At 44.8% G+C, this 25,841-nt stretch carries 25 protein-coding genes; 10 read left to right on the plus strand and 15 right to left on the minus strand.

The window, feature by feature from the left end; translation table 11 throughout:
• Nucleotides 1–116: 116 nt before the first annotated feature.
• The 5 genes from AC58QM_RS23840 (at nucleotide 117) to AC58QM_RS23860 (ending at nucleotide 6,940) form a co-directional block, all read left to right on the plus strand.
• Nucleotides 117–578, plus strand: a complete 462-nt coding sequence (locus tag AC58QM_RS23840; protein WP_497287342.1) for a MarR family winged helix-turn-helix transcriptional regulator — start codon at nucleotides 117–119, stop codon at nucleotides 576–578.
• Entirely contained in the window at nucleotides 571–2,043 is a 1,473-nt protein-coding gene (locus AC58QM_RS23845) for a DHA2 family efflux MFS transporter permease subunit (protein ID WP_497287343.1), read from the plus strand. Before AC58QM_RS23840 ends, AC58QM_RS23845 begins: the two co-directional genes overlap by 8 nt.
• 411 nt (nucleotides 2,044–2,454) lie before the next feature.
• Nucleotides 2,455–4,590: an EAL domain-containing protein gene (locus tag AC58QM_RS23850; protein ID WP_497287344.1), complete on the plus strand. Its 2,136-nt coding sequence runs from the start codon at nucleotides 2,455–2,457 to the stop codon at nucleotides 4,588–4,590.
• 7 nt (nucleotides 4,591–4,597) lie between these two features.
• The gene (locus AC58QM_RS23855) at nucleotides 4,598–6,244 is read left to right on the plus strand and encodes a thiamine pyrophosphate-binding protein (RefSeq protein WP_497287345.1); all 1,647 of its coding nucleotides are present in this window, start codon (nucleotides 4,598–4,600) and stop codon (nucleotides 6,242–6,244) included.
• A gap of 33 nt (nucleotides 6,245–6,277) precedes the next feature.
• Nucleotides 6,278–6,940, plus strand: a complete 663-nt coding sequence (locus tag AC58QM_RS23860) for a hypothetical protein (RefSeq protein ID WP_497287346.1) — start codon at nucleotides 6,278–6,280, stop codon at nucleotides 6,938–6,940.
• 109 nt (nucleotides 6,941–7,049) lie between these two features.
• Here AC58QM_RS23860 and AC58QM_RS23865 read toward each other — a convergent pair whose 3' ends face one another.
• From AC58QM_RS23865 to AC58QM_RS23890, 6 genes are read right to left on the minus strand one after another with little or no spacing between them, the layout of a single operon-like run.
• On the minus strand, nucleotides 7,050–7,994 hold the full coding sequence (locus AC58QM_RS23865; RefSeq protein ID WP_497287347.1) for an ABC transporter permease: 945 nt from the start codon (nucleotides 7,992–7,994) through the stop codon (nucleotides 7,050–7,052).
• The gene (locus tag AC58QM_RS23870) at nucleotides 7,987–8,919 is read right to left on the minus strand and encodes an ABC transporter ATP-binding protein (RefSeq protein WP_497287348.1); all 933 of its coding nucleotides are present in this window, start codon (nucleotides 8,917–8,919) and stop codon (nucleotides 7,987–7,989) included. Before AC58QM_RS23870 ends, AC58QM_RS23865 begins: the two co-directional genes overlap by 8 nt.
• A gap of 20 nt (nucleotides 8,920–8,939) precedes the next feature.
• On the minus strand, nucleotides 8,940–10,019 hold the full coding sequence (locus AC58QM_RS23875; protein ID WP_497287349.1) for a hypothetical protein: 1,080 nt from the start codon (nucleotides 10,017–10,019) through the stop codon (nucleotides 8,940–8,942).
• 2 nt (nucleotides 10,020–10,021) lie between these two features.
• Nucleotides 10,022–10,765, minus strand: coding sequence for a hypothetical protein (locus tag AC58QM_RS23880; protein ID WP_497287350.1), 744 nt, complete (start codon nucleotides 10,763–10,765; stop codon nucleotides 10,022–10,024).
• Nucleotides 10,766–11,479, minus strand: a complete 714-nt coding sequence (locus AC58QM_RS23885; protein WP_497287351.1) for an ABC transporter ATP-binding protein — start codon at nucleotides 11,477–11,479, stop codon at nucleotides 10,766–10,768.
• A gap of 3 nt (nucleotides 11,480–11,482) precedes the next feature.
• Entirely contained in the window at nucleotides 11,483–11,860 is a 378-nt protein-coding gene (locus tag AC58QM_RS23890) for a GntR family transcriptional regulator (protein WP_497287352.1), read from the minus strand.
• A 154-nt stretch (nucleotides 11,861–12,014) separates the two neighbouring features.
• Here AC58QM_RS23890 and AC58QM_RS23895 point away from each other — a divergent pair, with 154 nt between their 5' ends.
• Nucleotides 12,015–12,203, plus strand: a complete 189-nt coding sequence (locus tag AC58QM_RS23895) for a hypothetical protein (RefSeq protein ID WP_497287353.1) — start codon at nucleotides 12,015–12,017, stop codon at nucleotides 12,201–12,203.
• A gap of 374 nt (nucleotides 12,204–12,577) precedes the next feature.
• Here the strand turns inward: AC58QM_RS23895 and AC58QM_RS23900 are convergent, their stop codons facing one another.
• The 3 genes from AC58QM_RS23900 to AC58QM_RS23910 are packed head-to-tail and all read right to left on the minus strand — an operon-like array spanning nucleotide 12,578 to nucleotide 15,845.
• The gene (locus AC58QM_RS23900) at nucleotides 12,578–14,398 is read right to left on the minus strand and encodes a carbohydrate-binding domain-containing protein (RefSeq protein ID WP_497287354.1); all 1,821 of its coding nucleotides are present in this window, start codon (nucleotides 14,396–14,398) and stop codon (nucleotides 12,578–12,580) included.
• A 32-nt stretch (nucleotides 14,399–14,430) separates the two neighbouring features.
• On the minus strand, nucleotides 14,431–15,111 hold the full coding sequence (locus AC58QM_RS23905) for a DUF4956 domain-containing protein (RefSeq protein ID WP_497287355.1): 681 nt from the start codon (nucleotides 15,109–15,111) through the stop codon (nucleotides 14,431–14,433).
• Nucleotides 15,108–15,845 (minus strand): polyphosphate polymerase domain-containing protein, encoded by a 738-nt coding sequence (locus tag AC58QM_RS23910; protein WP_497287356.1) that lies wholly within the window; start codon nucleotides 15,843–15,845, stop codon nucleotides 15,108–15,110. The genes AC58QM_RS23905 and AC58QM_RS23910 overlap by 4 nt, the downstream gene beginning before the upstream one ends.
• Before the next feature lie 220 nt (nucleotides 15,846–16,065).
• On the opposite strand from AC58QM_RS23910, the gene AC58QM_RS23915 reads away from it, so the two are divergent.
• Both AC58QM_RS23915 and AC58QM_RS23920 read left to right on the plus strand, forming a co-directional pair.
• Entirely contained in the window at nucleotides 16,066–16,746 is a 681-nt protein-coding gene (locus tag AC58QM_RS23915) for a response regulator transcription factor (RefSeq protein ID WP_497287357.1), read from the plus strand.
• Nucleotides 16,746–18,011 (plus strand): sensor histidine kinase, encoded by a 1,266-nt coding sequence (locus AC58QM_RS23920; protein WP_497287358.1) that lies wholly within the window; start codon nucleotides 16,746–16,748, stop codon nucleotides 18,009–18,011. The genes AC58QM_RS23915 and AC58QM_RS23920 overlap by 1 nt, the downstream gene beginning before the upstream one ends.
• A 324-nt stretch (nucleotides 18,012–18,335) precedes the next feature.
• On the opposite strand, the gene AC58QM_RS23925 is transcribed toward AC58QM_RS23920, so the two are convergent.
• Nucleotides 18,336–19,133: a GNAT family N-acetyltransferase gene (locus tag AC58QM_RS23925; protein WP_497287359.1), complete on the minus strand. Its 798-nt coding sequence runs from the start codon at nucleotides 19,131–19,133 to the stop codon at nucleotides 18,336–18,338.
• Nucleotides 19,134–19,243: 110 nt separating this feature from the next.
• On the opposite strand from AC58QM_RS23925, the gene AC58QM_RS23930 reads away from it, so the two are divergent.
• Entirely contained in the window at nucleotides 19,244–20,713 is a 1,470-nt protein-coding gene (locus AC58QM_RS23930; protein ID WP_497287360.1) for a methyl-accepting chemotaxis protein, read from the plus strand.
• 337 nt (nucleotides 20,714–21,050) lie between these two features.
• Here AC58QM_RS23930 and AC58QM_RS23935 read toward each other — a convergent pair whose 3' ends face one another.
• From AC58QM_RS23935 to AC58QM_RS23955, 5 genes are all read right to left on the minus strand, one after another.
• Entirely contained in the window at nucleotides 21,051–21,488 is a 438-nt protein-coding gene (locus AC58QM_RS23935; protein WP_497287361.1) for a hypothetical protein, read from the minus strand.
• Between the two features lie 24 nt (nucleotides 21,489–21,512).
• Nucleotides 21,513–22,181, minus strand: a complete 669-nt coding sequence (locus AC58QM_RS23940) for a YwrJ family protein (RefSeq protein WP_497287362.1) — start codon at nucleotides 22,179–22,181, stop codon at nucleotides 21,513–21,515.
• A 15-nt stretch (nucleotides 22,182–22,196) separates the two neighbouring features.
• Nucleotides 22,197–23,561: an arsenic transporter gene (locus AC58QM_RS23945; protein ID WP_497287363.1), complete on the minus strand. Its 1,365-nt coding sequence runs from the start codon at nucleotides 23,559–23,561 to the stop codon at nucleotides 22,197–22,199.
• A 154-nt stretch (nucleotides 23,562–23,715) separates the two neighbouring features.
• Nucleotides 23,716–24,210 (minus strand): spore coat protein, encoded by a 495-nt coding sequence (locus tag AC58QM_RS23950; protein ID WP_497287364.1) that lies wholly within the window; start codon nucleotides 24,208–24,210, stop codon nucleotides 23,716–23,718.
• A gap of 199 nt (nucleotides 24,211–24,409) precedes the next feature.
• The gene (locus tag AC58QM_RS23955; RefSeq protein ID WP_497287365.1) at nucleotides 24,410–24,853 is read right to left on the minus strand and encodes a hypothetical protein; all 444 of its coding nucleotides are present in this window, start codon (nucleotides 24,851–24,853) and stop codon (nucleotides 24,410–24,412) included.
• Nucleotides 24,854–24,930: 77 nt separating this feature from the next.
• On the opposite strand from AC58QM_RS23955, the gene AC58QM_RS23960 reads away from it, so the two are divergent.
• Nucleotides 24,931–25,305: a hypothetical protein gene (locus tag AC58QM_RS23960; protein ID WP_497287366.1), complete on the plus strand. Its 375-nt coding sequence runs from the start codon at nucleotides 24,931–24,933 to the stop codon at nucleotides 25,303–25,305.
• Nucleotides 25,306–25,841 lie beyond the last annotated feature (536 nt).

Genomic DNA, 25,841 nt, shown 5'->3' on the forward strand with positions numbered 1-25,841 from the left:
ACAAAATAGGATAAACAACCAAATTTATTAGTTTGACAGTACTTTGCAAAAACTTCTATAATAGTTCGCATACGAATTATTCGCGTGCGAAATTTAATTTGAAGGAAGGAATGAACATGGACGATCAGCAACAACAGCGTACAATCGAAATCATTCAGTCCGCACGAGAGGTCAAACAAGCTTTTCATCAGGTGATGAGTAAAGCTTACCAACATTTGAACGTCACACCGATTCAATCATTCGTCCTTCGAAAGCTAAGTGAGAAGCCTGGCATCACGCTATCAGAGCTAGCCGAATACATTCAATTGGGCAAAAGCACGACGAGCGGCATTATCGATCGCATGGTTAGAGATCAACTGGTATCCCGCGAACAATCCAGCACAGACCGCCGGTCGGTCACCCTTAAGCTGCTAGACAAAGGCGAGCAGTTGCTTCAACGCGTGCGAGAAAACCAAGTGGAGCGCATGTCTCCGCTCTTGCAAATGTCGGATGAAGAAATCGACAGTTTGCTTCGTATTCACCAAAAAATTGTGCGCATTCTGCACCAAGAACTGGAGGAAGATTCTACGTATGAGTAATGCTGTTACGAACACCCTACGAAGAGGCCCGATCGTCGCATCCCTGCTGATCGCGGCTTTTGTTGCCCTATTAGCTCAAACCTTGCTAAATGTTGCTTTGCCGAGCATGATGAAGGATTTAAATGTCAATGAAAACACCATTCAATGGTTAATCAATGGTTATATGCTCGCGAACGGTGTTCTCGTCCCGATCAGTGCCTTCTTGATTTCTCGCTTTACAACGCGAAAGTTATTCTTAGTCGCATCTGGATTTTTCGCACTAGGCACCATCATTTGTGCCTTCTCCCCAGGCTTTAGCCTTTTATTAACCGGGCGTCTCGTTCAGGCGATCGGTGCTGGTATTCTCATGCCGCTGATGACGATTGTGTTCCTAACGATTTTCCCCGTAGCTGAACGCGGGAAAGCCATGGGCCTTATGGGTCTTGCTATGATTTGTGCGCCTGCCATTGGACCGACTTTGTCTGGGTGGGTTGTTGAGCATCATTCTTGGCGTATGCTGTTCTATATTATTTTGCCATTATCTTTATTTGCATTGGTTTTCGGCGCTTTTTCCATGAAAAATGTGATCAAAACGTCTAGAGCTAAATTCGACATTCTTGGCGTCATTTTCTCTACGCTTGGTTTCGGTGGTTTGTTGTACGGATTTAGTGATGCTGGATCCGATGGTTGGGGCAGCACTACGGTTGTGAGTTGCTTAATTATTGGCGCGGTAGCCTTGCTTCTATTCGTATGGCGCGCGCTTAAAATAGAGAAACCACTTCTCGAACTACGCGTATTCAAATACAGCATGTTCTCTTTAACTACTGTCATTAATGTCATCATTACGATGGCGATGTTTTCTGCTATGGTCTTGCTACCGATCTTCTTACAAAATATCCGTGGATTCTCACCATTAGATTCTGGACTATTGCTTCTGCCTGGTGCCATCCTGATGGGCATTATGTCCCCAGTGACGGGTATTATTTTCGATAAAATCGGTGGACGTTGGCTCGCGGTTATCGGTTTGACGATTACAACGATTACAACTTTTGAATTCAGTCACCTTACTGTGGATTCTACGTATTCCCATCTCATGCTGATTTACACTCTTCGGATGTTTGGTATGTCCATGCTGATGATGCCAATTCAAACAGCAGGCTTGAATCAACTGCCAAGACGCTTGAACGCGCATGGTTCGGCCATGTCCCAGACACTGCGAAATGTCGCTGGTGCACTCGGTACAGCAATTCTGGTTACAATTATGACGAACACGGCAACTTCCCGAGCGAAAGATCTTGTTGTAGCAGGTAAAATCGACCCAAAAGACGCGGCAGCTATGGCTGACGTTACGCATCATGCCACGGTATATGGGATCAATTTCTCCTTTGAAATCGCAACATGGATGACGCTCGCCGCGCTGGTGCTAGCCTTCTTTATTAGAAAGACTACTCCAGCCGAAGAACCTAATGTTGATAAAGCAGCCTAAAGAAGACGCGATTTGTTTTACAAAATAGAACGACTAAAAAGCTCATCTGTGAAGATGAGCTTTTTCTACTCTAATCTTTCGTTTATGACAAATCACTATTGGCGATACTCATCACCCTAACGGGGTTTAAGTGAAAAATTGTAAAACCACTTTAGTGTTTACTTTTTTTTACAAAACTAAATATAAATAAATTGACAAAAAACGAGATAAATAGACATAATGAAAATGAAACGATAAATACTGGGGTTACTCTAGATTTTTCAAATATAATTTTTTGCAATTTCATGGTAGCGAAGGGGGATTGCTTTGAGCAATGTATCTTTAATCTTGGAGTCAAAAAAGAGATGTGAAAAGCTAGGTATTAATCCACGGGGGATTCCCACCTTTTCTAACATTTTATCAGAAGGCAATTTGACTCTAAAACGAGCCGAATACGAAGAAATATTATCCGTTATTACTTTTTTTGTTCATAAAATGCTAGAGCTCATGAAAGGGATACCTGTACTGATCTTAATCACTGATGAGAATGGCTGCGTTCTGGAAATGGCCGGAGATGAAGCGATTAAGAGTGTGATCGAGCAATCGGGCATTAAGGTTGGTCTCGTATTTAACGAATATGAAGCAGGAACCAACAGCGTTAATTTAGTTTTGGAACATCGTCAGCCGTTTCAACTTATCGGGGACGATCATTATTACGAATTTTTGGGATATTCTGCCTGCTATACTGTACCCTTCAAGTATTCAGATGGCAACAATTTGCTCGGAACGATATCGATCATGACAGCGATTGATCAGCATAATCCATTTTTATTAGCGATGCTATGCACAGTCGTAGATTCGATCGAAAGAGAACTCATGCTGAAAAAGCAAAATAGGCGATTGCACATTTTGAATCAGGTGGTCATCGAAACAACAAGAAACGGCATTATTATTACTGATCGGGATGGGATCATTACCGAGTTTAACAAGTTTGCTGAAATTTTAACAGGTTCCAAAAAACAGGATGTCATTAATAAACCTATCCCGGATGCCAAAACAAATGATTTCATTCAAGAGGTCCTTCAAACGGGAAAAGAATACGAAGATATGGAATTGATGCTTCTCCCTCAGAAGGGGCAAGACGAGCTGGTTTGCCTGTTCGACGCCTTCCCTATTCGCGATGAGAATATGCAGATCATGGGTGCATTTGCGCAGTTTCGCGATATCACGGAGCGTTATCATACGCAAAAGCAGATCAATTATTTGGCCTATCATGACGATTTAACTGGTTTACCGAATCGAAGATTTTTCACCCGGCATATTGATGAATTGCTGAGACACGGGGTACAAGAACAAAGTATCTTTGCCGTCATGTTTCTTGATCTGGACAGCTTCAAGAAGATTAATGACACGCTAGGTCATAACAATGGTGACACACTTTTGAAGCTAGTTGCCGAGCGTCTAAAAACTTGCTGCCATGCTCCTAATCAATTGGTTTCAAGAATGGGTGGGGACGAATTCACGATCCTATTGCAAGAGATGACGGATCATACAGAAGCCATTCATGTTGCGGAAGTAATTATAAAAGCATTTGAGAAACCGTTTGCAGTGGAAGGCTATGAGTTCTATATAACAGCTAGTATCGGTATTGCCTTCTATCCTCAAGATGGCATGAATGGCGAGATGCTGATGAAGAACGCTGACATTGCTCTTTACCGTATGAAAGAAGACGGAAAGAACAACTATACCATTTTCAAACCTAGCCCAAACAGCAGCGGTATTGAACAGCTTACATTGGAGAATTCGATCCGCAAAGCGTTGCGCGCAGAGGAATTCGTGTTATATTACCAGCCCCAAATCGATACGCAGACAGGGAAAATTATTGGTACCGAGGCGCTCGTTCGCTGGAATCACCCGACACTCGGCTTGGTCCCTCCAGCTAAGTTCATCCCGATTGCGGAAGAAACAGGACTCATTGTCCCCCTTGGGGAATGGGTACTTAGAACCGCTTGCATTCAAAATCAAATATGGAAAGAAAAAGGATACCCTCCTATGAGCGTATCGGTCAATCTTTCTTCTCGCCAATTCTCAAAGCAGAATTTGGTAAAGACTATTACTGAGATTTTACTCGAAACTCACATAGATCCCCAATACCTTGAGCTCGAAATTACGGAGTCGATGACTATGAATGTTGAAGTCGCGATTGAGGTACTCGGAAGACTGAAGGAATTAGGTATACAAATTTGCATCGACGACTTTGGGACAGGCTACAGCAATCTCTACTATTTAAAATTGTTCTCCATTGATCGGTTAAAGATTGATCAATCCTTTGTCAGGGATATTATGACGGATTCGAATGACGCAGATATTGTAGCTACAATAATCGCTATGGCCCATAACCTTGGAATTGATGTAATCGCAGAAGGTGTAGAAACTAAGGAACAATTGGATTTTCTGCGTAGTCAGAACTGCCATGAAGTACAAGGTTTTTATTATCATCGACCATTACCTGCAGAACAAATTGAGCAGTTGTTGATGAAAACAGTGGAAATCGATACCAAATTGTAAAGGTGATATGATGAAAAAGAGAGTGTATACATTATTAGTCGAACATTTTAAAAATTGGGGTATTTCTCACGTATTCGGCATTCCGGGGAAGTCTATTTCCCCGCTGATGCTGGAACTTGAAAATTACGGAATCGAATATGTGCTAGGTCGCCACGAAGCCGGCTGCGGGTTTGAAGCGTCAGGTTATGCACTGGCGAAAAAAACGATGGGAATTGCGATTGGCACTTCCGGACCTGGAGGAACGAATCTAATTCCAGGCGCGGGGCATGCCAAAGAGTTCCAGCTACCTGTATTATTTATCACCGGACAGCCTTCGATGCAAGAGACTGGACGTGCTTTAAGTCAGGATTCAAGCCAATTTTCAGTAGATTTGGTTAAAATGTTCGAACCCGTGACCCTCTTTAGTGCTCGCGTCGAGCGAGGCGATCTTCTTCACCTATACCTTAAACATGCCTTAGAAAAAGCCTACACGGGTGAAAAAGGTCCAGTTCATCTTTGTATCCCATTTGATGTGCTGATGGAAGAAGTGGATTCCTTCTATTTGCCTTTACCGGACCATATTTCACCACTTGTATCCCCTGATATTGATAAAGCCGTATCCTTAATCAATGAGGCTAAGAAACCTGTCCTCTTTCTGGGCAAAGGCGCCGTCGCAGCGGAAACATACAACCAAGTGCGGATTATTGCTGAACATTGGGGGATTCCTGTCGTAACTTCAACTGGTGGGAAAGGGGCATTTTCCACTAACCATCCCTTATACTTGGGCGGATATGGCCTCGGCGGTTCCATATATGCAACAGAATATATGAAATCCGGCATTGACTTGATGATTGTTGTTGGCAGCAAATTGTGCGACATGTCTTTGTCCGGATTTACGGCTGACATGGAGCCAGAGAAGGTATTGCAATTCGAGTATGACCTTACGTTCGCAGGTAAAACCATCCAAGCGCCGACGCAAGTCATCCTAGGCGATATCGCATACAACCTGAATCAACTCATTTTGCAAAGCGGAGCATCCCTCAAAGAGCATGAAGTGCTAGTAGCTCGTGCACAAGCGGCAGCAACGAGCGCTCCAATGGAAACCGCATTGTCAGCGGGGGCGGCGTTCAGAAGTTTGCGGGCTGTGCTTCCGAAAGAGGCGGTTATCTTCGGGGATGCAGGGAGCCACTCTTTTCATGCCGTACAAAATTTCGAAATCATCGAGCCTGGGACATTTTATTTAGCTGAAATGTTCATAACCATGGGAGCAGCGATCGGCTTTTCGATCGGGGCGAAAATTGGCATGCGCGAACGCCCTGTCGTCTGTGTGACCGGCGACGGCTGCATGATGATGCACGGCACAGAAATATCGACAGCAGTTAACCATGGGATTCCGGTTATTTTCTTTGTTTTGAATAACGGTCGGTTAGATATGGTAGAAAAGGGTATGTCTTATAACACGGGACGGTCAGTTGGAGCTATCTTTGAGCGACCGCTGGATGTTAGCTTATTTGCCCAATCTATGGGAGCAATGGCGTTTCGCTGTGAAAATGAAACAGACATTACGAACGCGGTTCAGTTAGCTTTGCAGTCCAATACAGCTACTGTCATCGAGGTAATGGTTGATCCGCTAGAAATTCCTCCGATTCTTACTAGATTGCTTAGTTTAGATTAAACTTACCACCAACAATGAAAAGAGGATCGCACGATGTCGAAGATAGCGGTCATGGACAGCCACTTGGCATCCCATCTCGAAATTCTAACAGGCCCTAAGATTAGAGAAATTATCGAAATCGTTTATCATATTAGCTTAGATGACATCTCCGCTAAAGGTGAAGGCAGTATATTAGCCTTATATCCACTCGAAATCATGAAACCTATTAGGCAATCACTTGGCATAGACCCTGCCTCTACGGATCGCGATGCTGAAATCATGTCTATGACAAAGATAGAAGCTATGGATAGATATCTGTTATCCTATGGACCTACGATAATAGGTGCAGAGATTCGAAGTCTCGTCAATGACATTTTCGGTGTCAATCTAGCAGGAATCGCTACTTTGGATAACGCTAGGTTATCCATCTTTTCGAAAGGTCAATGGATTTTACAAGACCCTGCGGATCTTATAAGTCTCATTACTGGAAAAGGCGATATTGATGTAACCATCAGCGCTACAGATTATTATAAGAACACAATAGGATTCGATCAATTCCCCACCGAACTTCATGACTTCTTACTCACACTAGGTTTTTCTTATCATATAGAGATGCAAAATTATCATTATTCAAACCCAGCAGGTCAATCTATTTCAGAAGCTTTCAAAGGGCAATTAATCGGGAAGCTTGTAACAGTTATAAAAGACTATTATTAAGATTGTGATATAACTATCATTTCTTAGTTCTACATGGATAGATAGCTGATTACGAAATGTAAAGAGGCACCCAGCGGGGTGCCTCTTTATTCTAGCTATTATCCACTTTTTACGCAGCCACATCTCTCTTCGTGAATACAAGCCACGCGGTTAGATTAAACAGGATGAAATAGATACTCAACACGATAATTGAAAATTCAAATGTCATTCCTGGTTGATACGGGCGGCCACTCAAGTACTGAGACAGATCAATATTAGAGAACAGCAGGTATTTACTCCACTCGTAAGGTTGTAAGAGCTCCAAGAAGATCGTCCCAGCAAATAGGGCAAAAATGGAGAATCCAATTGCCATGATACTGCTGCGGAAGGCAGAGGAAATCATGAAGGCCATGGTGACGAAGATAATCGTAGATACGCCATTAAGTAAGTAGGTTTTCCAGAGGTTAGCCACCATGCTTTTCTCTACAATCTGGCCTGCCGCATTCGTGGTCACTAGGGGCAGGTCGATCAACCCGAACTTATATAGAATTCCATTTACAAGAATAGACACAATGAACAGAATAATTAATAAGAACAAACCAAAAGCAATCATCGATATATATTTGGACACTAGGATCTTTGTTCGATTGGCAGGTCGAATCAAGAGCAGCTTGATGGTCCCGGTTGTGAATTCCCCAGCCAAGCTGTCCCCCGCAACGATAACCGTGAACAAGGTGATCAAGATAATCAAATGCGCCGAATCATTTATTCCGCTCCACATCGTCCCCCCTTCCGGGTGAATATTATGCTCGAGATGGTAATCGTACCTAGCGATCTGCTTTTCGATGCTTGCCTTGCTCTCTGCACTCCGTTTGGGCTCCTTCAGTGCATCTGCGAGCTCCTGCCTCTGCTCAATCACGTGATTCCGCCACGCATCGACCTCTCCCGATTTGTCATCGTAGTACCAATCCATGAAACTGCCTAAGAAAACGGCACCAATCATGATAGCGACCATAAGCCAAGTACGTACACGACGGTAAAGCTTCATATTTTCGTTCAGAAACAAACTAACCAACTTGTTCACCTCCTGTCATTTCCAAGAACCGATCTTCTAGGGATTGACGCAGCACCTGGACACCGTAAATGCGGATATCTCTACGCATCAGATCTGCCAAGATGTCAGGAATACAGTCTCTCTCTGTCACAACCTCTACGCCTTGCGGAACAATCTTCGCATCTTTCACACCTGTCATACTAACAATGGCTGAGTGCACCAACTCTGCAGGTGTAGCTTCGATCAAGTACGTTTGCGTCCCATCCTGCGAATCCGCCATGAAATCTTCAATCGTCTTCACATCAACCAGCTTACCTTGCTGAAGAATGGCAACACGATCACACATCAGCTCCATCTCGCTGAGCAAATGACTGGATACAATGACGGTGATGCCTTCTGATCGCGTCAGATAACGCAGGTAATCGCGCAGCTCACGTATCCCTGCAGGGTCCAGGCCATTCGTCGGCTCGTCCAGAATGAGCAGCGACGGCCTGTGCAGCAGCGCCTGAGCGACACCTAGTCGCTGGCGCATACCCAAGGAGTACTTCTTCACTTTGTCATGAATCCGCGTCTCCAACTTCACCAGCTTAACTACTTCGTCAATCCGCTCCTTCGTCACACCAGGTACCATGCGTGCATAATGAATGAGGTTATGATAGCCGCTTAAATACTTATACATTTCCGGATTCTCAACAATCGCACCTACATGGCGGATCGCTTGCTCAAAGTCATGCTTAATGTTCTTCCCTTTAATCATAATTTCGCCCTGCGTGATAGACATTAAGCCAACCATCATACGGATCGTTGTCGTCTTCCCTGCACCATTGGGTCCGAGGAATCCGAAGATCTCGCCTTGCGGCACGTCAAACGTTAGATTATCAATAATGGTTGTTCGCCCGATACGCTTCGTAACCCCGCGCAGGCTTACAATAGGTTCACTGCTCACAGATAAGCCTCCTTCTCGATTTAGTTAACTTGAAAAATGAGAGAGCCTGATGCTGCCTTGGCGTCTATTTTCCTTGTCCCTTTTCCTATGACACCGTTCATTCGGGTTCCATACTCGTTGTCAGTCACCTTCTGGATGGGTAATGGCAGCAAGGATTGTATGCGTCCCGCACGCACGGCAGCATCCAACGTATACCCCTCATCTTTGGCCAAAATGAACCTTATATGACCGCCCTCGTCCGACACCACTTGCGTGTCTCCCTGGATATGGTCAAATTTCATATCGGAACCATGTCCTACAACGGATATAGCACCTTTTATTTCACGAAAGAACACGGATCCGTATTTCGCATTCCCTGTAACTCCGCCTGTAATGTCGGTTAGATACGTATCACCTGATTGATGATCGAGGACCAAATTACCTTGTGTGTGATCAACGTTGGTATCGCTAGATCGGTTGACCAATTCCACATTTCCCTTAATGTCGGCCATGTATAGACTTCCATAGGAGGATTTCACCTTGAGATCTCCCTTTACATTTACGATTTCCAAGAGACCATTTGTAGAAGTAGCCGTAACATTCCCGTTAATCCCGCTAATTCGTACAGCGCCATCTTCATTCTCAATCGTCGACTTCATCGTATCGGGGATAGCAAGCACATAATCGATAGATACATAGTCGGGATCAATGGCCTTTCCGTTCGCTGTCGTAACAAACGTGAGTTGTCCATTCTGGAGTTCTTGTTCGACCTTAACAGCTTCTCTCCTGCGATTAGCTATCTCTGTATTCGCGGCTGAAACAGTTACCGTATACTTTAACTGAATCGTGGACGTCTCTGAACGTTGCACGGATATTTTTCCCCGCTGGCTTGTTAGCAGCACTTCTTTTATCTCTGGCTTGTTGATTTCTGTTAGATGCTGCGCGGTTGCCGTTACAGCTCGCTTCTCGCCGATATAGGCCTCTGTCTTCTCTTCATTCACGAATTGCTCGACGAACGCTTGAAAAACATCTTCCTTACGGATGAACACATCCAGAATGGCAAGTAGGAACAGCATCACAACCGAGATGAGAAGAACACTTCTTTTTTGCCGGAACGACATCCTCACACCTCCACTTCTTTCTCGAAAATGAAACCATTCAGCGCTATTAACCCTATACAGAGTAAGCCGAGGACAATAAAAGGTCCCGAATGCAAGAAAGCCATATCTGAATCCTTATGCCCAATCACGATCTCGGGCGTCCATACCAATAGGTTGGATAACAGCGGGCTGATAAGAAGGCACAGCCAGCTGATGCCAAAAAAGGCGCTAATCATCACAAACCATTTGAATTTTGCTACGAGCTGCCCACATAGAAACGTGAACTGCACGACAATTAATAAGAACAACATAACGAAAAGGCAGATCCAGTAGAGATTGAGCACTAGACTCATAAGGTTGGGCCCTAGCTCAGACCAATCCTCGCTTGTGCTTACTTTCTCCCACATCACACGGAGTAACAAGCTCGCAAAGCTTACTGCAATCGCAATAGACGTTGCAATCAGCAAGGATAGCACTGCCGCTAGCTTAGCCGCTAGCACCTTCCATCCTCGAATAGGCAAGGAAAGGAGGAGGTAAATCGAGTTCGTTCTCCACTCCACATGGAGTTGATAGTAGCCCGTTCCTATCGCTAAGGCGACTAAGAATAAGTAAGGGATTATGAGTGCCAATACCATCGTCGCATCCATTTGGAAATCGGCGCTTTTGTACAAAACAATTACGTGCAGCGCAATAACGCCCACTGCGAAAAAGCCGAATAAGGGAAAAATACTCTTTATTTCTTTCTTAAATAGGTTCCAGAGTGCCATCTACCCGTACACCTTCTCCCAAATGTTCTCTAGCGAGCAACCGTACGTTTCGCGCAAATTCTCGGTTGAATCGAATATCGTAACTTGCCCATCTTGTAGAAAAATAACATCATCGAACATGGGCTCCGATTCATTCACGGAATGGGTTGAGAGTATAATCGTCTGCTCATCCGATTGAAACTCGCTAATGATCGAGCGGATGATTTTGGCTCTAGACGATGGGTCAATACCAGAGAACGGCTCGTCCAGCAGGATTAATGGCACTTTCCGAGATAAGGCTGCAATCAATTTCAATCGCGCCCGCATCCCTTTGGACAGATTCCGAACCTTCTGGTTCTCATCCAGCTCCATTTTGACAAGCATCTCCGCCGCTCTCTCTGCCTGCCAATCCTTGTAGAACCCCGAGATAAATCGCAGCGTTTCCTTCACTGTCATCCACCCGTAGAGATTGTCAATCTCCGGCAAGTAAGCGACATGCTGCTTATTGTGGACATCCGGCTTCCTGCCGCCTACAAGAATCGTCCCCGAAGTTGGATAGATAAGACCGGCCATCATCTTGAGCAGTGTTGACTTGCCACTCCCGTTCGGCCCCAGTAAGCCGACAATTGTCCCCTTCTTAACCTGAAGGTCGATGCCTTTTATGGCTTGTTTTAATAAATACTTCTTCTGAATGCCTTTGAGCTCAATCATGTACGGATTCTCCTCGATCGACACGGTCTATCCCTCCTTACGTTCCATATGTAAAGTATCGCGGAGCATATCCGCCATTTCGTCCGATTTAATGCCTAAACCGCGCATTTCCTCAATGAATTGATGAACCGCAGCCTGCGCCATTTCAGAACGAATGGATAGGAGCATCTCCGGATCATTCTTGATAAAAGTACCCTGCCCTCGTAACGTCTCCGTCAAACCCACCCGCTCCATCTCTTGGTAAGCCCTCATCACCGTATTAGGATTCACTTGTGATATTTGTGCCCGTTCCTTATGGGACGGAATTTTATCACCTGGCGATAACTCGCCCCTAGCCAATGCCTTCTTGACCTCATCGACCATCTGCAAATAAATCGGTTTCGGGCTATTAAAATTAAGTTGCACCGTCCTACCCTCCTCTTCACCGCAAACCAGTGCACTATTGAACTAGTGCACTATAAGAATATTTGCATCCTTACGAATTGTCAATGGCTTTTTCCAGATAAGAGAAAAGTGTGGGGTGGTAAGCCCTCTTGGGGGGAAAACGGGAGCTGGGACGGTGGTGATAGAGGTGGGGATTGGAGTGGGGGTGGAAGTGGAGGTGGCGTTTGGGGGAAATGAGGGAAACGTGCCTTACACAGTTGTATTAACTGGAAAATATGTAGCTATTTTCGAGGCATTTCTTCGAAAACCCGATTTAACTGTAAAATATGTAGTTAAAACCGCCAATTTTGCTTATATTAGATAAACTGTATAAAATTAACTGTAGGTTATCCATCTATTCCTCATTTGGTGGGAAAATGCTGAAATTTAACTGTATAAAATCCATCTTTTTGCCTAGAACACAGTAGATTCACGGATTTTCTTGCCCCCTTTCATATGGGTCAGCAATTCAAATTTCTCTATTTCTACTGACTACATCTGCTACTGCTCCAACTGCTACTCCTGTTCTACACACAACCAGCTTGACATGCGTCATTCCCCCTGCTAATTAGCGGGAAGCCTCGCTCTCCAACATGCAAAAAGAACGCTGCTCAATCCTCTTAGCGTGCGTGTATGAGCGAAAAAGCCGTCCCCACATAGATGATCTACGTGAGGACAGCTTCTTAAACAACATTCAACTTACTGTGCGGTTCGTTGCGGACGTTGTCCACCACCTTGTGGCGGCATCCCGCCTCCACCTCCGCCTTGCCCGCCAGGGCCTCCGCCACCGGGACCACCCATCATCCCGCTTCTCGCGGCGGTAACACCCGATTCGGACAACCACGTAATCAAGGTTGATGTCTTGAAATCAACGACCTTTGTTCCGCCTTGGTACGTGCCACCGTCATAAAGGCCTTTTGCAGCGGTGCCTGTCGATGTTCCGCCCGTGCTGAGCGTATACGAAGCATCCTGCTTCAGGTTCGGTGAGCTGACGAACACGGACTGATAGTTCTTCGCTGGCGCAAAAGTGATAATGGCGTTGCCTGCGCTATCTTCGAGATGAACCAGCGCCCCCGCTTGCTGGGTCTTGGTGTATGTCATGAGCACGCCGGCTTGCGTCGACTTGTCGGACGTCGCTTGCACCATGCCGGAGCTTCCCGCTGCGACGAGGAAGCCACCAGTCATGACGAACGTGCCGTCATAATCGAGAGCGCCGTTGTTGTTCTCCGTCGGCCCGTTGACTACTACTGTACCACTACTCATCGTGATGGAACCGTTCGAGTCCAACCCATCGCCCTTCGAGTCGACGGATAGGAAGCCCCCAGTAATCGTCAGCATATTGGTCGAATTTGCACCGGATGCGCCTGGTGCACCGCCTGACCTCCCAGCCGGAGCCGCCCCAGCCTTGCCGGCGGCAGCTCCCTGAGCCCCGCCGCCACCCTCAGCGGACTCAGCGTCGCCGCTGGAGATGTTCACACCGTCGTCCGTAGAGACGACATTGGTCGTACCACCAGAGATCAGAACCGCAGGTGCCTCGATCCCTTCATTGCTTTGCGTGATATCGATCGTACCACCTGCGATAGCAAGGGATACCTCAGCGTGAATGCCATCATCGCCAGCATGAATGTGAACATCTCCACCGCTCACATCTAAGCCGCCGCTGCTATGCAGCGCATCCTCGCCGGATTTGATCGTGAAGGTTCCACCTGCAACGCTGATATAGCCTTCCTCACCCGCAGTATCGTTCGAGGTTTTGATGCCGTGTCCACCCGCATCGATGGTCAAGGTACCCGCTTGGACAGCGACCAAATCGCGGCCCATTACACCGTCATCCACTGCGAGAACGTCCAGGATGCCTCCTGTAATTTTCAGCTTATCCTTGCTGGTAATGCCATTGTTGTAGTTCCCTTTCACGACAAGTTTCCCTGTGCCATTAATCGTCAGATCGTCTTTACTGAAGATCGCCGAATTAGGCTCGTCTGTCGCCGCATCCGGATACACATACTTCGTTGCATCCGAAACAAGGTTCTCTGTCCCCTCGGGTAAGCTAATAATTACCTTACCCGCTTCTTCGACAAAAATTGCAGAAGACGTGCTATTCGAAATCTCCACGCCGTTTAAAACCAAACGAACGACGCCCTTATCCTTCACATTCACCGTTATTTGACCATCTGTCAATTTACCATTCAAGACATACGTTCCAGCCGCCGTAATGGCAATTTTACCGTCTTTTGCCGCTGCGCCAGAGCCCTCAATCGTTGCGCTGCTCCCCGTCAACGAGATCTTCGTCGGATTCGCAGAGGCCCAGTCTGTAAAAGCATCATCCGCTGCATACTTAACTTTCTGGATGATGTCTGTCGTCGTTTCTTTTCCACTTGTAGCCGTCGCTCCCGTTACCGCTGATGTTGCTGCAACCTCGGTCGTAGTCGAAGCTATCTCAGTCGTTTCATTGCATGCTGCTAGCACAACAGTGCATAATAGCAGAACACCTGCGCCTTTCATATTCAACGGTTTTTTCATAAAAATCTCATCCTCTCACATTCGCATTATCTTTAAAATTCAGCAGCTGTAGGGCTCATCGTTAATGTGATATCTAAGTTCCCATTTCTGCATCTAATGGCGTCTAAGAACTCTTTTTGACTCGTCAAATGATCAATCGTCACGATGTAAACCAATTCATATAGGCTGCCTAACTCAGTTGTGCGTACTTTTTTCAATTCATAGGCAATATCGTACATCTTGAACACTTCATCAAACGCTTCTTCATATCCCAGACTCTCGGGAATTGTCACTTTCAATAGCTTCTGTGCTGCCTTCTTGGCACCAAAATTGGTTACTTTCAAGACAAACATCAGGACACACAGGATAAGTGTGAAAAGTACCGCATAACCAAACGATCCCACGCCGCAGGCAAGACCTGCTGCCATTGTGAACAACACGAAGGCAATATCCTTTGGATCTCCCGGAGCGCTTCGGAAACGAATGATGGAGAATGCTCCTGCAAGGCTGAACGCTCTTGCGATGTTGCTGCCGATTAATAGAATAATAATGGCTACGATAACTGGCAAAACAATTATGGTTAATGTGAAGCTCTGTGTGTAGTTAATTTGTGTTTTCATATAGGTGAAGCTGATCATGGCACCTAGTAGAATCGCAATAATTATCGTTAATACAGCATTCATGAGTGTTAATTCTGTGCCTGCTGTGACTTGTGCAAAAATCGAATCGATCATAATGGAATCCTCTCCCCCGTTAATTGTTCATTTCGCATTTTCTTATATTCGTTGCCGTACTTCGAGAAGCTCGTTCGAAACATCTGGTGCTCAGACAGCATCTTCGACAGCCAGAGCGGAATTGTTTTTTCTGCTTTCACTTCCATGAGCCATTGCCCGCGACCCATCAACTGCTCCCCATGATCGCCGTTCTCCAGCTTGAGATCATACCGTCTGGAACGGATATTCGTGTCGAATGTGATCCGCAAATCTCGATTATTTTTGCAAAACATCGCAATCCGGTCATATGCCAGATACACCTTCGGCTCGAGGTCGTAACGCTGTAGGAAATACTTAATTTCCTGAATAACCTGCTTGTTCATATAGTCCTTGAATTCAGGCTCGACCTTCGATCGTACAAAATCATACGACTCATTCAGCTTCAGCGCTGTTCTTCTTTTATTCACAAGACCAAACACCTTCTTCTTTAGCTCCAGATATACTTTCGCATCTCGATCCGGCACCCCGTAAGCTCTTATTCGCAGCTTCTCACGGTACTTCGGCTTCGCCAGCGAATTTCGAATTAATGAATCATGTTCCGTGTCAAAATAGATGTTACTGATCGAATAGAATTGTTCATTCTTGTTGTAAGCGTCCATCTCCATATATTCGAGCAGTCGATTATAGATCGTATAAAAGGCTTTCGTATCCATCAGATACTTGTTTTCATACCGATTAAATACTTCAATCGCCATTGTGATGCGCCTCCTTCTTGTTCATCCTTGCGTGTCGCTTGCTGTTCATGTCTGTATCTTAGCCCCCGAACCTTTAGTGAAGCTTAAATGGGAGATGGTTTATGTTTTTTTCGTAAATCCACATGGGTAGTGCTACTATTAAGGTTGATTAAAGGTTCACACGCCTATAATGAAGCCATGCCATTTGCAAGCACCTTGAGGCACTGAGGGGGAAACGACCATGAGAATTCTAATCGTGGAAGATGAAGTACATTTAGCAGAAGCTTTAACTCAAATTTTAAAAAAACACCATTATTCCGTTGACGCCGTTCATGACGGCCAATCCGGGCTGGATAACGCGTTAAGCGGTATATATGATCTACTTTTGCTCGATATCATGTTGCCTGAGATGGACGGGATCACGATTCTCAAGACACTGCGTGCCAAAGGGATTTCAACACCTGTCATTTTGCTTACGGCTAAAGGAGAAATTTCGGATAAAATCGCGGGGTTGGATTACGGTGCCGACGATTATGTCGCCAAACCGTTCTCAACGGAAGAGCTCTTAGCTCGGATACGCGCGGCGTTAAGACGCAAGGGCGAAGTAGTACCAGAGGATGCCTTGAAATTCGGGGATATCGAATTGCATACGGGAAATCTCAAGTTGACCTGCAAAGGGAAAGAATTAAAGCTGATTTTGAAGGAAAGCGAGCTTCTGGAGCTCCTCATGACGAGAAAGCAGGCCGTAACTTCTAAGGAACAGATCATTGAGAAGTTATGGGGCTTCGATTCTGAGGTGGAGCATAACAACGTGGAGGTTTATATTTCTTTTTTACGCAAAAAACTAACCTTCTTACACGCGGCTGTTCGCATCACCACACTAAGAGGCGTCGGATATGTGCTGGAGGAGGTGACATCCTAATGTTCAGTAAGCTTCGCAACCGATTCCTGATTGTGAATCTCGTTATAATCTCCTGTATCATGCTCTTATCTTTCGCTACGATTTATTTCATTACTTATCAGAACGTGCGAACCGACATCGATATGGAGCTGCACCGCGTTTCTGAATTCTTTTTGAAGCCTGATGGGAAAAAGGGGAATCCACAGAATGGACCTGGAGGAGGCCATCCTCCGCAGGAATATCAGGGGTTTACGAACCCACCGCCAGAGCGGTCTGTTTCTTTCCAACTGCAGACGAATGCGCAGTGGGAACTCATGGGAACCAACTCCCGTTTTGACATGGACACGGAATTCTATGAGCTTGCAAAGGACAAAGTTGCCACCAGCAAATCGGATATCGGCCAGTTCACACTCGATGGCAACCGCTGGGCCTATATGGTGCAGAAAAATAACGCAGGTTATGGCATCGTCTATCTCGACGTTACGGCTCAGCAAAACATTCTTACGAATCTCGTCTATACATTCACGATCGTCGGCTTGGTGATGTTGATTGTTATCTTCTTTACGAGCCGATATTTCGCGAATCGTTCCATCGCGCCAGTCCGCGAAGCCTTCCAGAAGCAGAAACAATTCATCGCGGATGCTTCCCACGAGTTGAAAACACCATTAGCGGTCATCAATACCAATGCAGATGTTCTCTTAGCGAATAGTGAGGATACCATCGAAAGCCAGTCAAAATGGCTGCATCGCATCAAATCGGAGACGGAACGGATGAAGACGCTCACGAATGATCTCCTCTACCTCACTGAAATGGATGATTCCAGGGCAAGTATGCTGTACAGTGATTTCAATGTGAGTGAATCGGTTGAAAGTGTCCTTCTGACCATGGAAGCTGTCGTGTTCGAGAAGGATCTCTCGTTAGACTATGAAATCGAACCTGACTTGATTTTGCACGGCAATAGCGAGCAAATCAAACAGGTTATCATGATTCTGCTGGATAATGCGATCAAGTACACGCCACCGAAAGGCGCTATCACGCTCACCTTCAAGAAGCATCATAACGATACGCTTCTCACCGTAACGAATACAGGGGAAGGGATCCCGCCGGAGCATGTGGAACGGATCTTCGATCGCTTCTACCGTGCCGATCCCTCGCGTTCACGCAAGCATGGCGGCTACGGGCTGGGCTTAGCTATCGCGAAGTCCATTGTAGAGCAGCATAAGGGGAAAATTTATGCCAAAAGTGTGCAGCATGAGCTGACGTCGTTTTATGTGCAGCTCCCTTGATAGATTATTTGAGAGCTAAGCGGCTTATTAAGCGTTTAGCTCTTTTTCGTTTACCGGGAGCCGCGTGATAATTCCGCGGCAAGCGGGGCTTTAAGACCCAACAAGTGCCTTATCCTTCGGCTATTTGGCCCCGACCACTGCAATAGCGCCCTTTTGGGGCGCTATTCCTGCCTCTACCGCGCCGCAGCTCTGGCACGCAGGGCTTTAAGACCCAAAAAGGGCCTTATCCCGCGGCTATTTAGCCCCGACCACTACAATAGCGCCCTTTTGGGGCGCTATCTGTGCCTCTACCCCGCCGGGCTTTACAGAGAAGCGTTCCACCTCTTATTTCTTAATCCACAATGTATTCATGTATACCGTCTTGAAGCCTACCTTTTCCATGTTCGCGTGGCTTATGGAGCCAAATTCAACGTCTGTGAACACCGTTTTCAAGCCTAATTGCTCAGCATATGCTAGCCTTTGCTTTAGCAGCGCTGATTGGCAGCCTCTGCCTCGGAAAGCGGGGAACGTGAAATCGTTCGCGATGTATCCCGCTTCCCCACTCCGAAAGAGAGATCCCATTGCCGCAGGCTCCCCTTCCATGGTCATCAGGTAATTGATGAAATTAGGGCTGTAGAAATACGGCTTCGCGCGTGCAATCATCTCTTCCGTCACGATCATATTCTCGTGTGATAACTGAATCCACTGGATCAGCTGCTCAGCATTCGCCTCCGTAACCCGCTCAATGAGGTGAGAAGTCCTATTTTCTGCTAAATTGGCGTTACCAGGATGAATCACCATAAAGACCAGTTGTTCCACGGGGAACATTCCTTGGGCGATTAACGCACTTGTCACCTCTTCGGTCATATGATTCGGTGTCATATCAAATGAGGGAACAGCAGGCTTATATTGGCTGATAAGGGTAGGCAAATGCTGCATATCCTCGGGACCGAAACCTTTGATCCGGTTATAGTAAGCGGATGATTGGCCTGATATATCCTTTAGCAGCGTACAATTACCTCGTTGTGTAACTTCGAGATTTCTTGGCACCGCGGTCAGTGATCTGCTTGCATTAAGTTGAGTGAGCTCCGTTTCGATCTGTTCAATTTGTTTCAAGTACTCAAAAGGTTTCCTGCTAGACATGATGGGTTGAATTCTCCTTATTGGTTGAGACCTACGATACGGTTTCCATGTAAAAATTTGTCGTTTTATGTTATCATCTTAACGTAACAATATATGGAAAAGGTGGACGGATGATGAATTATATGGAAACATTGCACCGCCGCAACAAATTGCTTGTCAATATTATTTGGGGAATGCTCGTCCTAGGCATAGCTGTCGATTTCCTGACTGCTGCAGGCATGGATTCGATCATCGTCCTTCTCGTCGTAGGCACATTGACTAGCGGATTGGCAACTATTCTTACCTACAAACGTTGGCTAACCACCTACATCATGTATATCATATCCGCCATCATCACACTACTGACTTGGTTGTTGATACTGACGGGTCCCATCTTCACAACCTATCTTCTTGTCTACGTGAATATAGCCATTATGACGTTGTATGGCAGCTCGCGTGCGATTGGTTTCTCCAGCTTCTTGGGTGTTGTATTAACCGCCTACTTTTTCATTAGCCCTTATAAAACAGAAATTTTCGGCGACAACGATATCGTTAATATGTTCATGTACCTTGCTTTAATCGCTGTGCCTTTATTCGTATCGACGAAATTCAGTGAGAAATTGCAAAAGGCTATTTTTTCCGAGCAGGAACAAGCTGTTCTAGAGAAGAACAAATCCGTCGATTTAGTTAATCTCGTCTCTGCATCTCTTGTTTCACTTACACAATTCAGCTCAAATCTGAAGCAAAATGCGACAGCTACGGGCTCTATTTCTAGAGAAGTTACCTTAGCCTTCGGGGAAATTACGGCAAGCACCGAAACGCAGACATCCAGTATTAGTGATATCAGCGAATCTATTCGCCATATCGAGCAATCGGTCACTTCGCTGGCGGACCGCTCAACGGAAATGAGAGATCTTTCTGTCCGCTCTGCACAACTAACCCAAGTGGGTAGTGAAGAAGCCGTGTCCCTCGAGGTTCAAATGAAGAGTGCCCACGTAACGATGGATTCATCGGTTCAGTTAATGAACGAGCTCGACAGCCAGAACTCGCATATTAGCGATATCGTCGCAACGATTAAGCATATTTCGACGCAAACGAATTTACTCGCGTTGAATGCCGCCATTGAAGCCGCACGTGCCGGTGAGCACGGTAGAGGATTTGGCGTGGTTTCGCACGAGATTCGCAAATTAGCCGAAACCTCGCAACAATCTACGGAGCAGATCGAGCGTATTCTCGAGGATATTCGCTCCAAAACAACCCTAGCCGCGGCGCAAGTGTTGCAGGGGCAGCAATCTGTAGCGAATGGCAGTGATGCGGCGCAGAAAGTCGTACAAGTCATGCATGCGCTGGCGACCGACGCAGGCCACTTGGAGAGCCAGTCCGCTCAAGTGGAACAGTCCGCAGAGAGTCTTCACCAACAGTACACTCGCATTACGGATCAAATCGTTACAATTGCTGGTATTACCGAGGAAAACATGGCGTCCATCCAAGAAATGTCTGCAAGCATGACGACACAGGACAGCCGAATCAGCGACATCCAAGAGAGCTTCCTTCAACTCGATAAGCTCACATCCGATCTTAGTCGCATGACGAAGGGCTGATTACAAAGTAAAGAGCGCTCCCCGCAGAGGTGAGCGCTCTTTACTTTGTGCATGTTTAGTTACGCTGCCTGAGAGCTACCGCTTTTTCAAATCTACACGCGCTATTTGCCACCCTTATTGCTGCTCTGGTCCTGTGTCCGCGTGGTTGTATTTTTTCTAGATTGTCCTTGCTGTTTGTGGCCTGACATGTTGTCACACTCCTTGAAATCTAGGTTAGATAGAGCGTGTTTATTATGAGCATTTGGCTGAATTTAATACGATGCATTTCACATATGAGAAAATGAGTAAAAAACCACCTCTAATTGAGAGTGGTTTTCTTCAAATAATCTCAGCCATCTTACTTTTTACCTTTGCCTTCTTTGCCTTTGCCTTTTTCTTCTTTTTCTTCTTTACCTTCTTTACCTTCTTTACCTTCCTTGCCTTTTTCCCCTTTACCCTTACCTTCTTTATCTTCCTTGCCTTTTTCCCCTTTACCCTTGCCTTCTTTATCTTCCTTACCTTTTTCCTCTTTACCCTTGCCTTCTTTATCTTCCTTACCTTTTTCCTCTTTACCCTTGCCTTCTTTATCTTCCTTACCTTTTTCCTCTTTACCCTTGCCTTCTTTACCTTTACCCTTTTCCTCTTTATGCTCTTGTCCTTTTGCTGCGTCCTTACCTTTTTCTTCTTTCTGTTCTGTTCCTTTTGTTTCTTTCACTTCTTGTTCTTTACTGCCGTTCTCATTCTTGTGTTCACCATGTTCATGGCCGTGTTTACCAGGAACTTTACCTCCAGGCATGCGCATTACCTCCTAATTATATAGTTACATCGTTGGCGAATGGACGCTTTTTATATGCTGAATATTCGTATAAAAGGTCCTGCCTTCCGCTGTAATCATGTGGACAATATTATTTTCAATTTCTTTGAGTAATCCTATCTTACTAGGGCTTCTCCCCAAGTCAAAAACAACTATTTTACCCTCCAGCTTTTTCAGTTGCTCCTCAAAAGAGCGAGATAAGGGCAAATCGGAAGGATTTACAGGGAAAAATTTTTTATCCAGAAGGTAAGGTGTATTGTAATCCGTATATGGAATTAACCACTTCAAATGGTTTAACGGTATAAACATCGTTTTATAAACAGGGGAATAAAATTCGAAGTAATTTGTCATGATGTGGGTGATATAGCCATGTACAGGCTGAAAGCCTGAAACAAAAATTTCTGAAAAGACCCCTTTGGAATTCATTAATATTTTTCTATATGAAATTTTATCACCATTGATCGGCTTTTCAGTAAGAGCAGAGAAGTCCGTTGAACTTTTTTTGGTATTCATATTGATGGTCAGAATATGGAAAGAAGGAATATAGATATATCTCTCGCCGTTATATATAACTAGGATATCTTGCCCCACATCTACCAAAACGCCCGTGTGCCATTTATCACCGAGCAATTCAACATCAATAACCGCTCCTAGCTTCTTCTGAAAAAGGTCCATCAATGTCACCTCCTTTCACTTAAATAACCAGCCCGTCCACACGTATAAACAAAGGAGACTTATAAAAAGACCGATAGGAACGATCATAATCGTCACTTTAATATATTGGCTCCAGGTAAGTCTGATATGATGTCTTCTTAGAATATGCATCCAGATCAATGAGGCAAGTGTCCCCATTGGTAACAATAATGAGCCGATATCTGCACCAAGTACAGTTGCCAAATATGCTGTATGCATAGTAAAAGAATCTAAACCCATATTTTGCAAAGATAAGGTACCAATCATTATTGACGGTAAGTTATTAAACAAATTGGACATTGCAGTAAGTAATATCCCCATTAGAAAGATGGCATTAAAGTGATTTTCGGCAACCGCTCCACCAAGCCATTGTACGAGAAAGTCAGTCAGTCCTGAGTTATGAAGCCCGTAAATAATGACATAGATACTAAAAGCGAATATTAGAATATGCCAAGGTGTTTTTACTAGAATATCCTTTGGCCCAATGCCTTTACGCATCCACCTAACTACAATTAATAGGATAGCACCAATGATTGCAGGCCATTCTGTAGCTACACCCAAAGGTGTCAGCAAGAAGAAGCTGCATCGTATCAAAATGACGACCAAGATACAAATTCGAAACAGTCCCCAGTCTATATATCCCTCGTCCTTAGGATCTGCCTTAAGAGGATGATAAGTTGAGGAATTATCGTGTACAATAGCGTTTATTGAAGAGGGCCGCAAGGACATAATTTTCTCTGGAATCTCTCGCTTAAAATAAACAAAAAGCAAATACGTAATCGCAATAATTCCCATCATGGCAGGTACAAACATCATAGATGTATATGTGTTAAGATCTAAACCGACTGTTTTTAACGCGATCAGATTGGCTAAGTTACTGACACCGATAGGTGCGCTTGCTCCAGTTGCAACTAGAGCACCAGAGATAAGATAGGGGATTTTTTGCCTCGTTTTTAAGTTCAGAATAGATAGGGTTTGGATAATGATGGGGGTTGTAATTAGGATGCTTCCGTCATTATTAAAAAACATCGTCATTAAAAAGCATAAAATATTAATGTGCCAGAAGAGTGCTCGACCGGATCCCTTTGCCCGAACAGCCAAATTAATAGCTGCCCACTTAAACACCCCAATACTCTCTAATACAATAGACATTACAATTGTTGATATAATGGTTATGCTTGCCCCACTAACAATGGAGGCTATATGGTATACACCTGTAAGGGGCACAATGCCTAAAGCCAAGAAAATTAGAGCACCTAGGGTTGTTGGAATAGATTCGTTAATACCGAATGGCCTCCAAATTATCAACAACGTAACGGTAACAAAAACGATTGAGATTACCGCAGTTGTTATATCAAACATGATCTTGCACCTCACAAGGGTTGGCAGATGATGATCCAAGTTTCAGTACAGTGTTAGGGAGGGTGAGAATTTTAAATAATGTTGATCCAGCAAAGAATAATATGATCAGCATATTTCCCCCTCCTCCCACCTACAATTAAGATTCAGAGATGCATTATTTTTTCTCGTTACTACTATCTTTCTTTTGTTCCTGATTTTGTTCTTTCTTTTCCTCTTGATTTTCCTTTTTAACGCCGTAAGACATGCTTTTAACATGAAAGTTGAAAATAGTGACTAGTTCATGGTTAACAACCATCGTAATATAATCATCATTAGCATCGGCTAAAACGCCTTGAACACTTTCATGGCCCCCACGGTTAACTTGGCACCAAAGGTTTTTCATACCTTTCAATAGACCAACAAAATTGTCAGCTTCCATAATTTTTAATGGAGCTACATTCGCTTGTGTTAGCAAATACTCTGCAGAGTCTTTCGTATTCAGTGTGAGACTTTTCAAATGACTTGTATTGTAGTAAATAAGTCCATCCTTCTCATTGTAAATACCCACATAATCGAATCCCACCGCAACGATCTCGCCTTGTCGAGACTCAGGACCCCCGCGATCCAATCTTACTTGTTTACCCATTAGCAAAGAATAATCGAATGCCATAATAATCATTTCCCCCTTCAGGTGGTAGTTAATTGTTGTTGCATGATGTATATATACTCACATGGCAAAGGTTTGTACTCAACGAATGACCCGTCTCTTAAAAACTCCACGAATATCACTAGAGGGTATTTGTACGTGGATATAAACACAGATCCTCTCCACTTAATAGGCTGGAAGGGATCTGCACAAATTTCAGACGTTACGTTGTCTTCACATTCGATACTTCGGAAATACATCTCAATGCAACAGCGTACACGGTATCTCGCGTGGATAATACAACAATCTCTTCGTTTAGTCCGATAACTGCCGCATTGGATATATCGTTTAACTGTTCAGCCAACGTACTAAAGTCAACCTTGGCTTTGCCGACTAATGAATTGAACAAGCTCACCATACCCGAGCTCTCACTGCTATCGGAATTTTCTGTTTCAGTTAGCATCTTGCTATCATAATCTCCTGACCAGACCTCTACACCTGCAATAAGATCCATAGGTACGAAGTGCTCAACGCCATTGCTTGCAAAATTTAATAAACCGTTTTCGGCAGAAATTATTTTTACATTTGAATATTTACTAGTGGAATAGTCTAATGTGTGCAGCTCTTTCAGCTTAATATTCTTGAGCTGACTTATTAGATTTTGCATGCTGTCATTCCCCTTGTGACAGCATTTACAATCCTCTTTACTGGACCTATCCTCCTGTTTTGGAGGCCCCGGCGGTTTTGGCGGACCAGGTGGCTTCGGTGGTCCTGGCGGTTTGGGTGGTCCAGATGTCCCTGCTGGCCCTGCTGGTCCTTCCGGTCCTGCTGGTCCTTCTGGTCCTTCGTGTCCTTTTGGTCCTCTTGGTCCTTCTGGACCTTTTGATCCTTTCGGTCCCTCTGGTCCTCTTGGTCCTTCTGGCCCTTTTGGTCCTTCTGGTCCTTTTGGTCCTTCTGGCCCTTTTGGTCCTGCTGGTCCTGCTGGTCCTGCCGGTCCTGCCGGTCCTGCCGGTCCTGCTGGTCCTGCTGGTCCTGCTGGTCCCGGTGGCCCTGCTGGTCCTGCTGGACCCCTTTCGCATAATCTACAATGATGTTTTTTACACCTATTTCTTTTTTTGATTTTTTTACAGACCAATTTTCTCTTCTTTTTCTTATGCTTCGGACATTTACATGGCTCTTTTCTTTTACATACTAGACAAATATCCTCTAATCCATTTACCTGTAACGATGGGATGTTTGTTTTCTCCTTAACTTTGTGCGTTAGCTTAGGAATAACTTTTTCTACCCGAAAAGTTTTCATACCAATAGCACTAGGATTAAAAAATACTTTTGCTCGATTCATGATAACGTTACCCTCCTTTCAAAAATCTAGACATTTGTTACTAGGGAACATTTATCTAGTTGGGTAGTTGCAGTATCAGTGTATGAACCTAAAAAATAGCCTGTTCTAGTGAAAGAGCACATTTTGAGAATTATAACTGCCAAGTAGAAGAAATAGGGCTATCCCCTAGAGCTTTCTTGTACACGTGACATATACATGCAGTATAAATAACGATTCAAGTCATTTGTCAGGTAATAAACGTGGACTGTACGTAGTTACACTCTACCGAACAGGAGGTATCCTGATGTTTGTCGTTTGTCTACTTATTTTTTCT

Source organism: Paenibacillus sp. J22P165, assembly GCF_059692015.1.

Excerpts from the sequence above, each read along its gene's own strand:
- AC58QM_RS23930 (WP_497287360.1), top strand. The coding sequence starts at position 19,244 with ATGATGAATTATATGGAAACATTGCACCGCCGCAACAAATTGCTTGTC.
- AC58QM_RS23935 (WP_497287361.1), bottom strand. The coding sequence starts at position 21,488 with ATGCCTGGAGGTAAAGTTCCTGGTAAACACGGCCATGAACATGGTGAA.
- AC58QM_RS23875 (WP_497287349.1), bottom strand. The coding sequence starts at position 10,019 with ATGTCGTTCCGGCAAAAAAGAAGTGTTCTTCTCATCTCGGTTGTGATG.
- AC58QM_RS23925 (WP_497287359.1), bottom strand. The coding sequence starts at position 19,133 with ATGTCTAGCAGGAAACCTTTTGAGTACTTGAAACAAATTGAACAGATC.
- AC58QM_RS23905 (WP_497287355.1), bottom strand. The coding sequence starts at position 15,111 with ATGATCGATTCGATTTTTGCACAAGTCACAGCAGGCACAGAATTAACA.
- AC58QM_RS23880 (WP_497287350.1), bottom strand. The coding sequence starts at position 10,765 with ATGGCACTCTGGAACCTATTTAAGAAAGAAATAAAGAGTATTTTTCCC.
- AC58QM_RS23940 (WP_497287362.1), bottom strand. The coding sequence starts at position 22,181 with ATGGACCTTTTTCAGAAGAAGCTAGGAGCGGTTATTGATGTTGAATTG.
- AC58QM_RS23900 (WP_497287354.1), bottom strand. The coding sequence starts at position 14,398 with ATGAAAAAACCGTTGAATATGAAAGGCGCAGGTGTTCTGCTATTATGC.
- AC58QM_RS23845 (WP_497287343.1), top strand. The coding sequence starts at position 571 with ATGAGTAATGCTGTTACGAACACCCTACGAAGAGGCCCGATCGTCGCA.
- AC58QM_RS23860 (WP_497287346.1), top strand. The coding sequence starts at position 6,278 with ATGTCGAAGATAGCGGTCATGGACAGCCACTTGGCATCCCATCTCGAA.
- AC58QM_RS23915 (WP_497287357.1), top strand. The coding sequence starts at position 16,066 with ATGAGAATTCTAATCGTGGAAGATGAAGTACATTTAGCAGAAGCTTTA.
- AC58QM_RS23910 (WP_497287356.1), bottom strand. The coding sequence starts at position 15,845 with ATGGCGATTGAAGTATTTAATCGGTATGAAAACAAGTATCTGATGGAT.
- AC58QM_RS23955 (WP_497287365.1), bottom strand. The coding sequence starts at position 24,853 with ATGCAAAATCTAATAAGTCAGCTCAAGAATATTAAGCTGAAAGAGCTG.
- AC58QM_RS23945 (WP_497287363.1), bottom strand. The coding sequence starts at position 23,561 with ATGTTTGATATAACAACTGCGGTAATCTCAATCGTTTTTGTTACCGTT.
- AC58QM_RS23950 (WP_497287364.1), bottom strand. The coding sequence starts at position 24,210 with ATGGCATTCGATTATTCTTTGCTAATGGGTAAACAAGTAAGATTGGAT.
- AC58QM_RS23840 (WP_497287342.1), top strand. The coding sequence starts at position 117 with ATGGACGATCAGCAACAACAGCGTACAATCGAAATCATTCAGTCCGCA.
- AC58QM_RS23920 (WP_497287358.1), top strand. The coding sequence starts at position 16,746 with ATGTTCAGTAAGCTTCGCAACCGATTCCTGATTGTGAATCTCGTTATA.
- AC58QM_RS23855 (WP_497287345.1), top strand. The coding sequence starts at position 4,598 with ATGATGAAAAAGAGAGTGTATACATTATTAGTCGAACATTTTAAAAAT.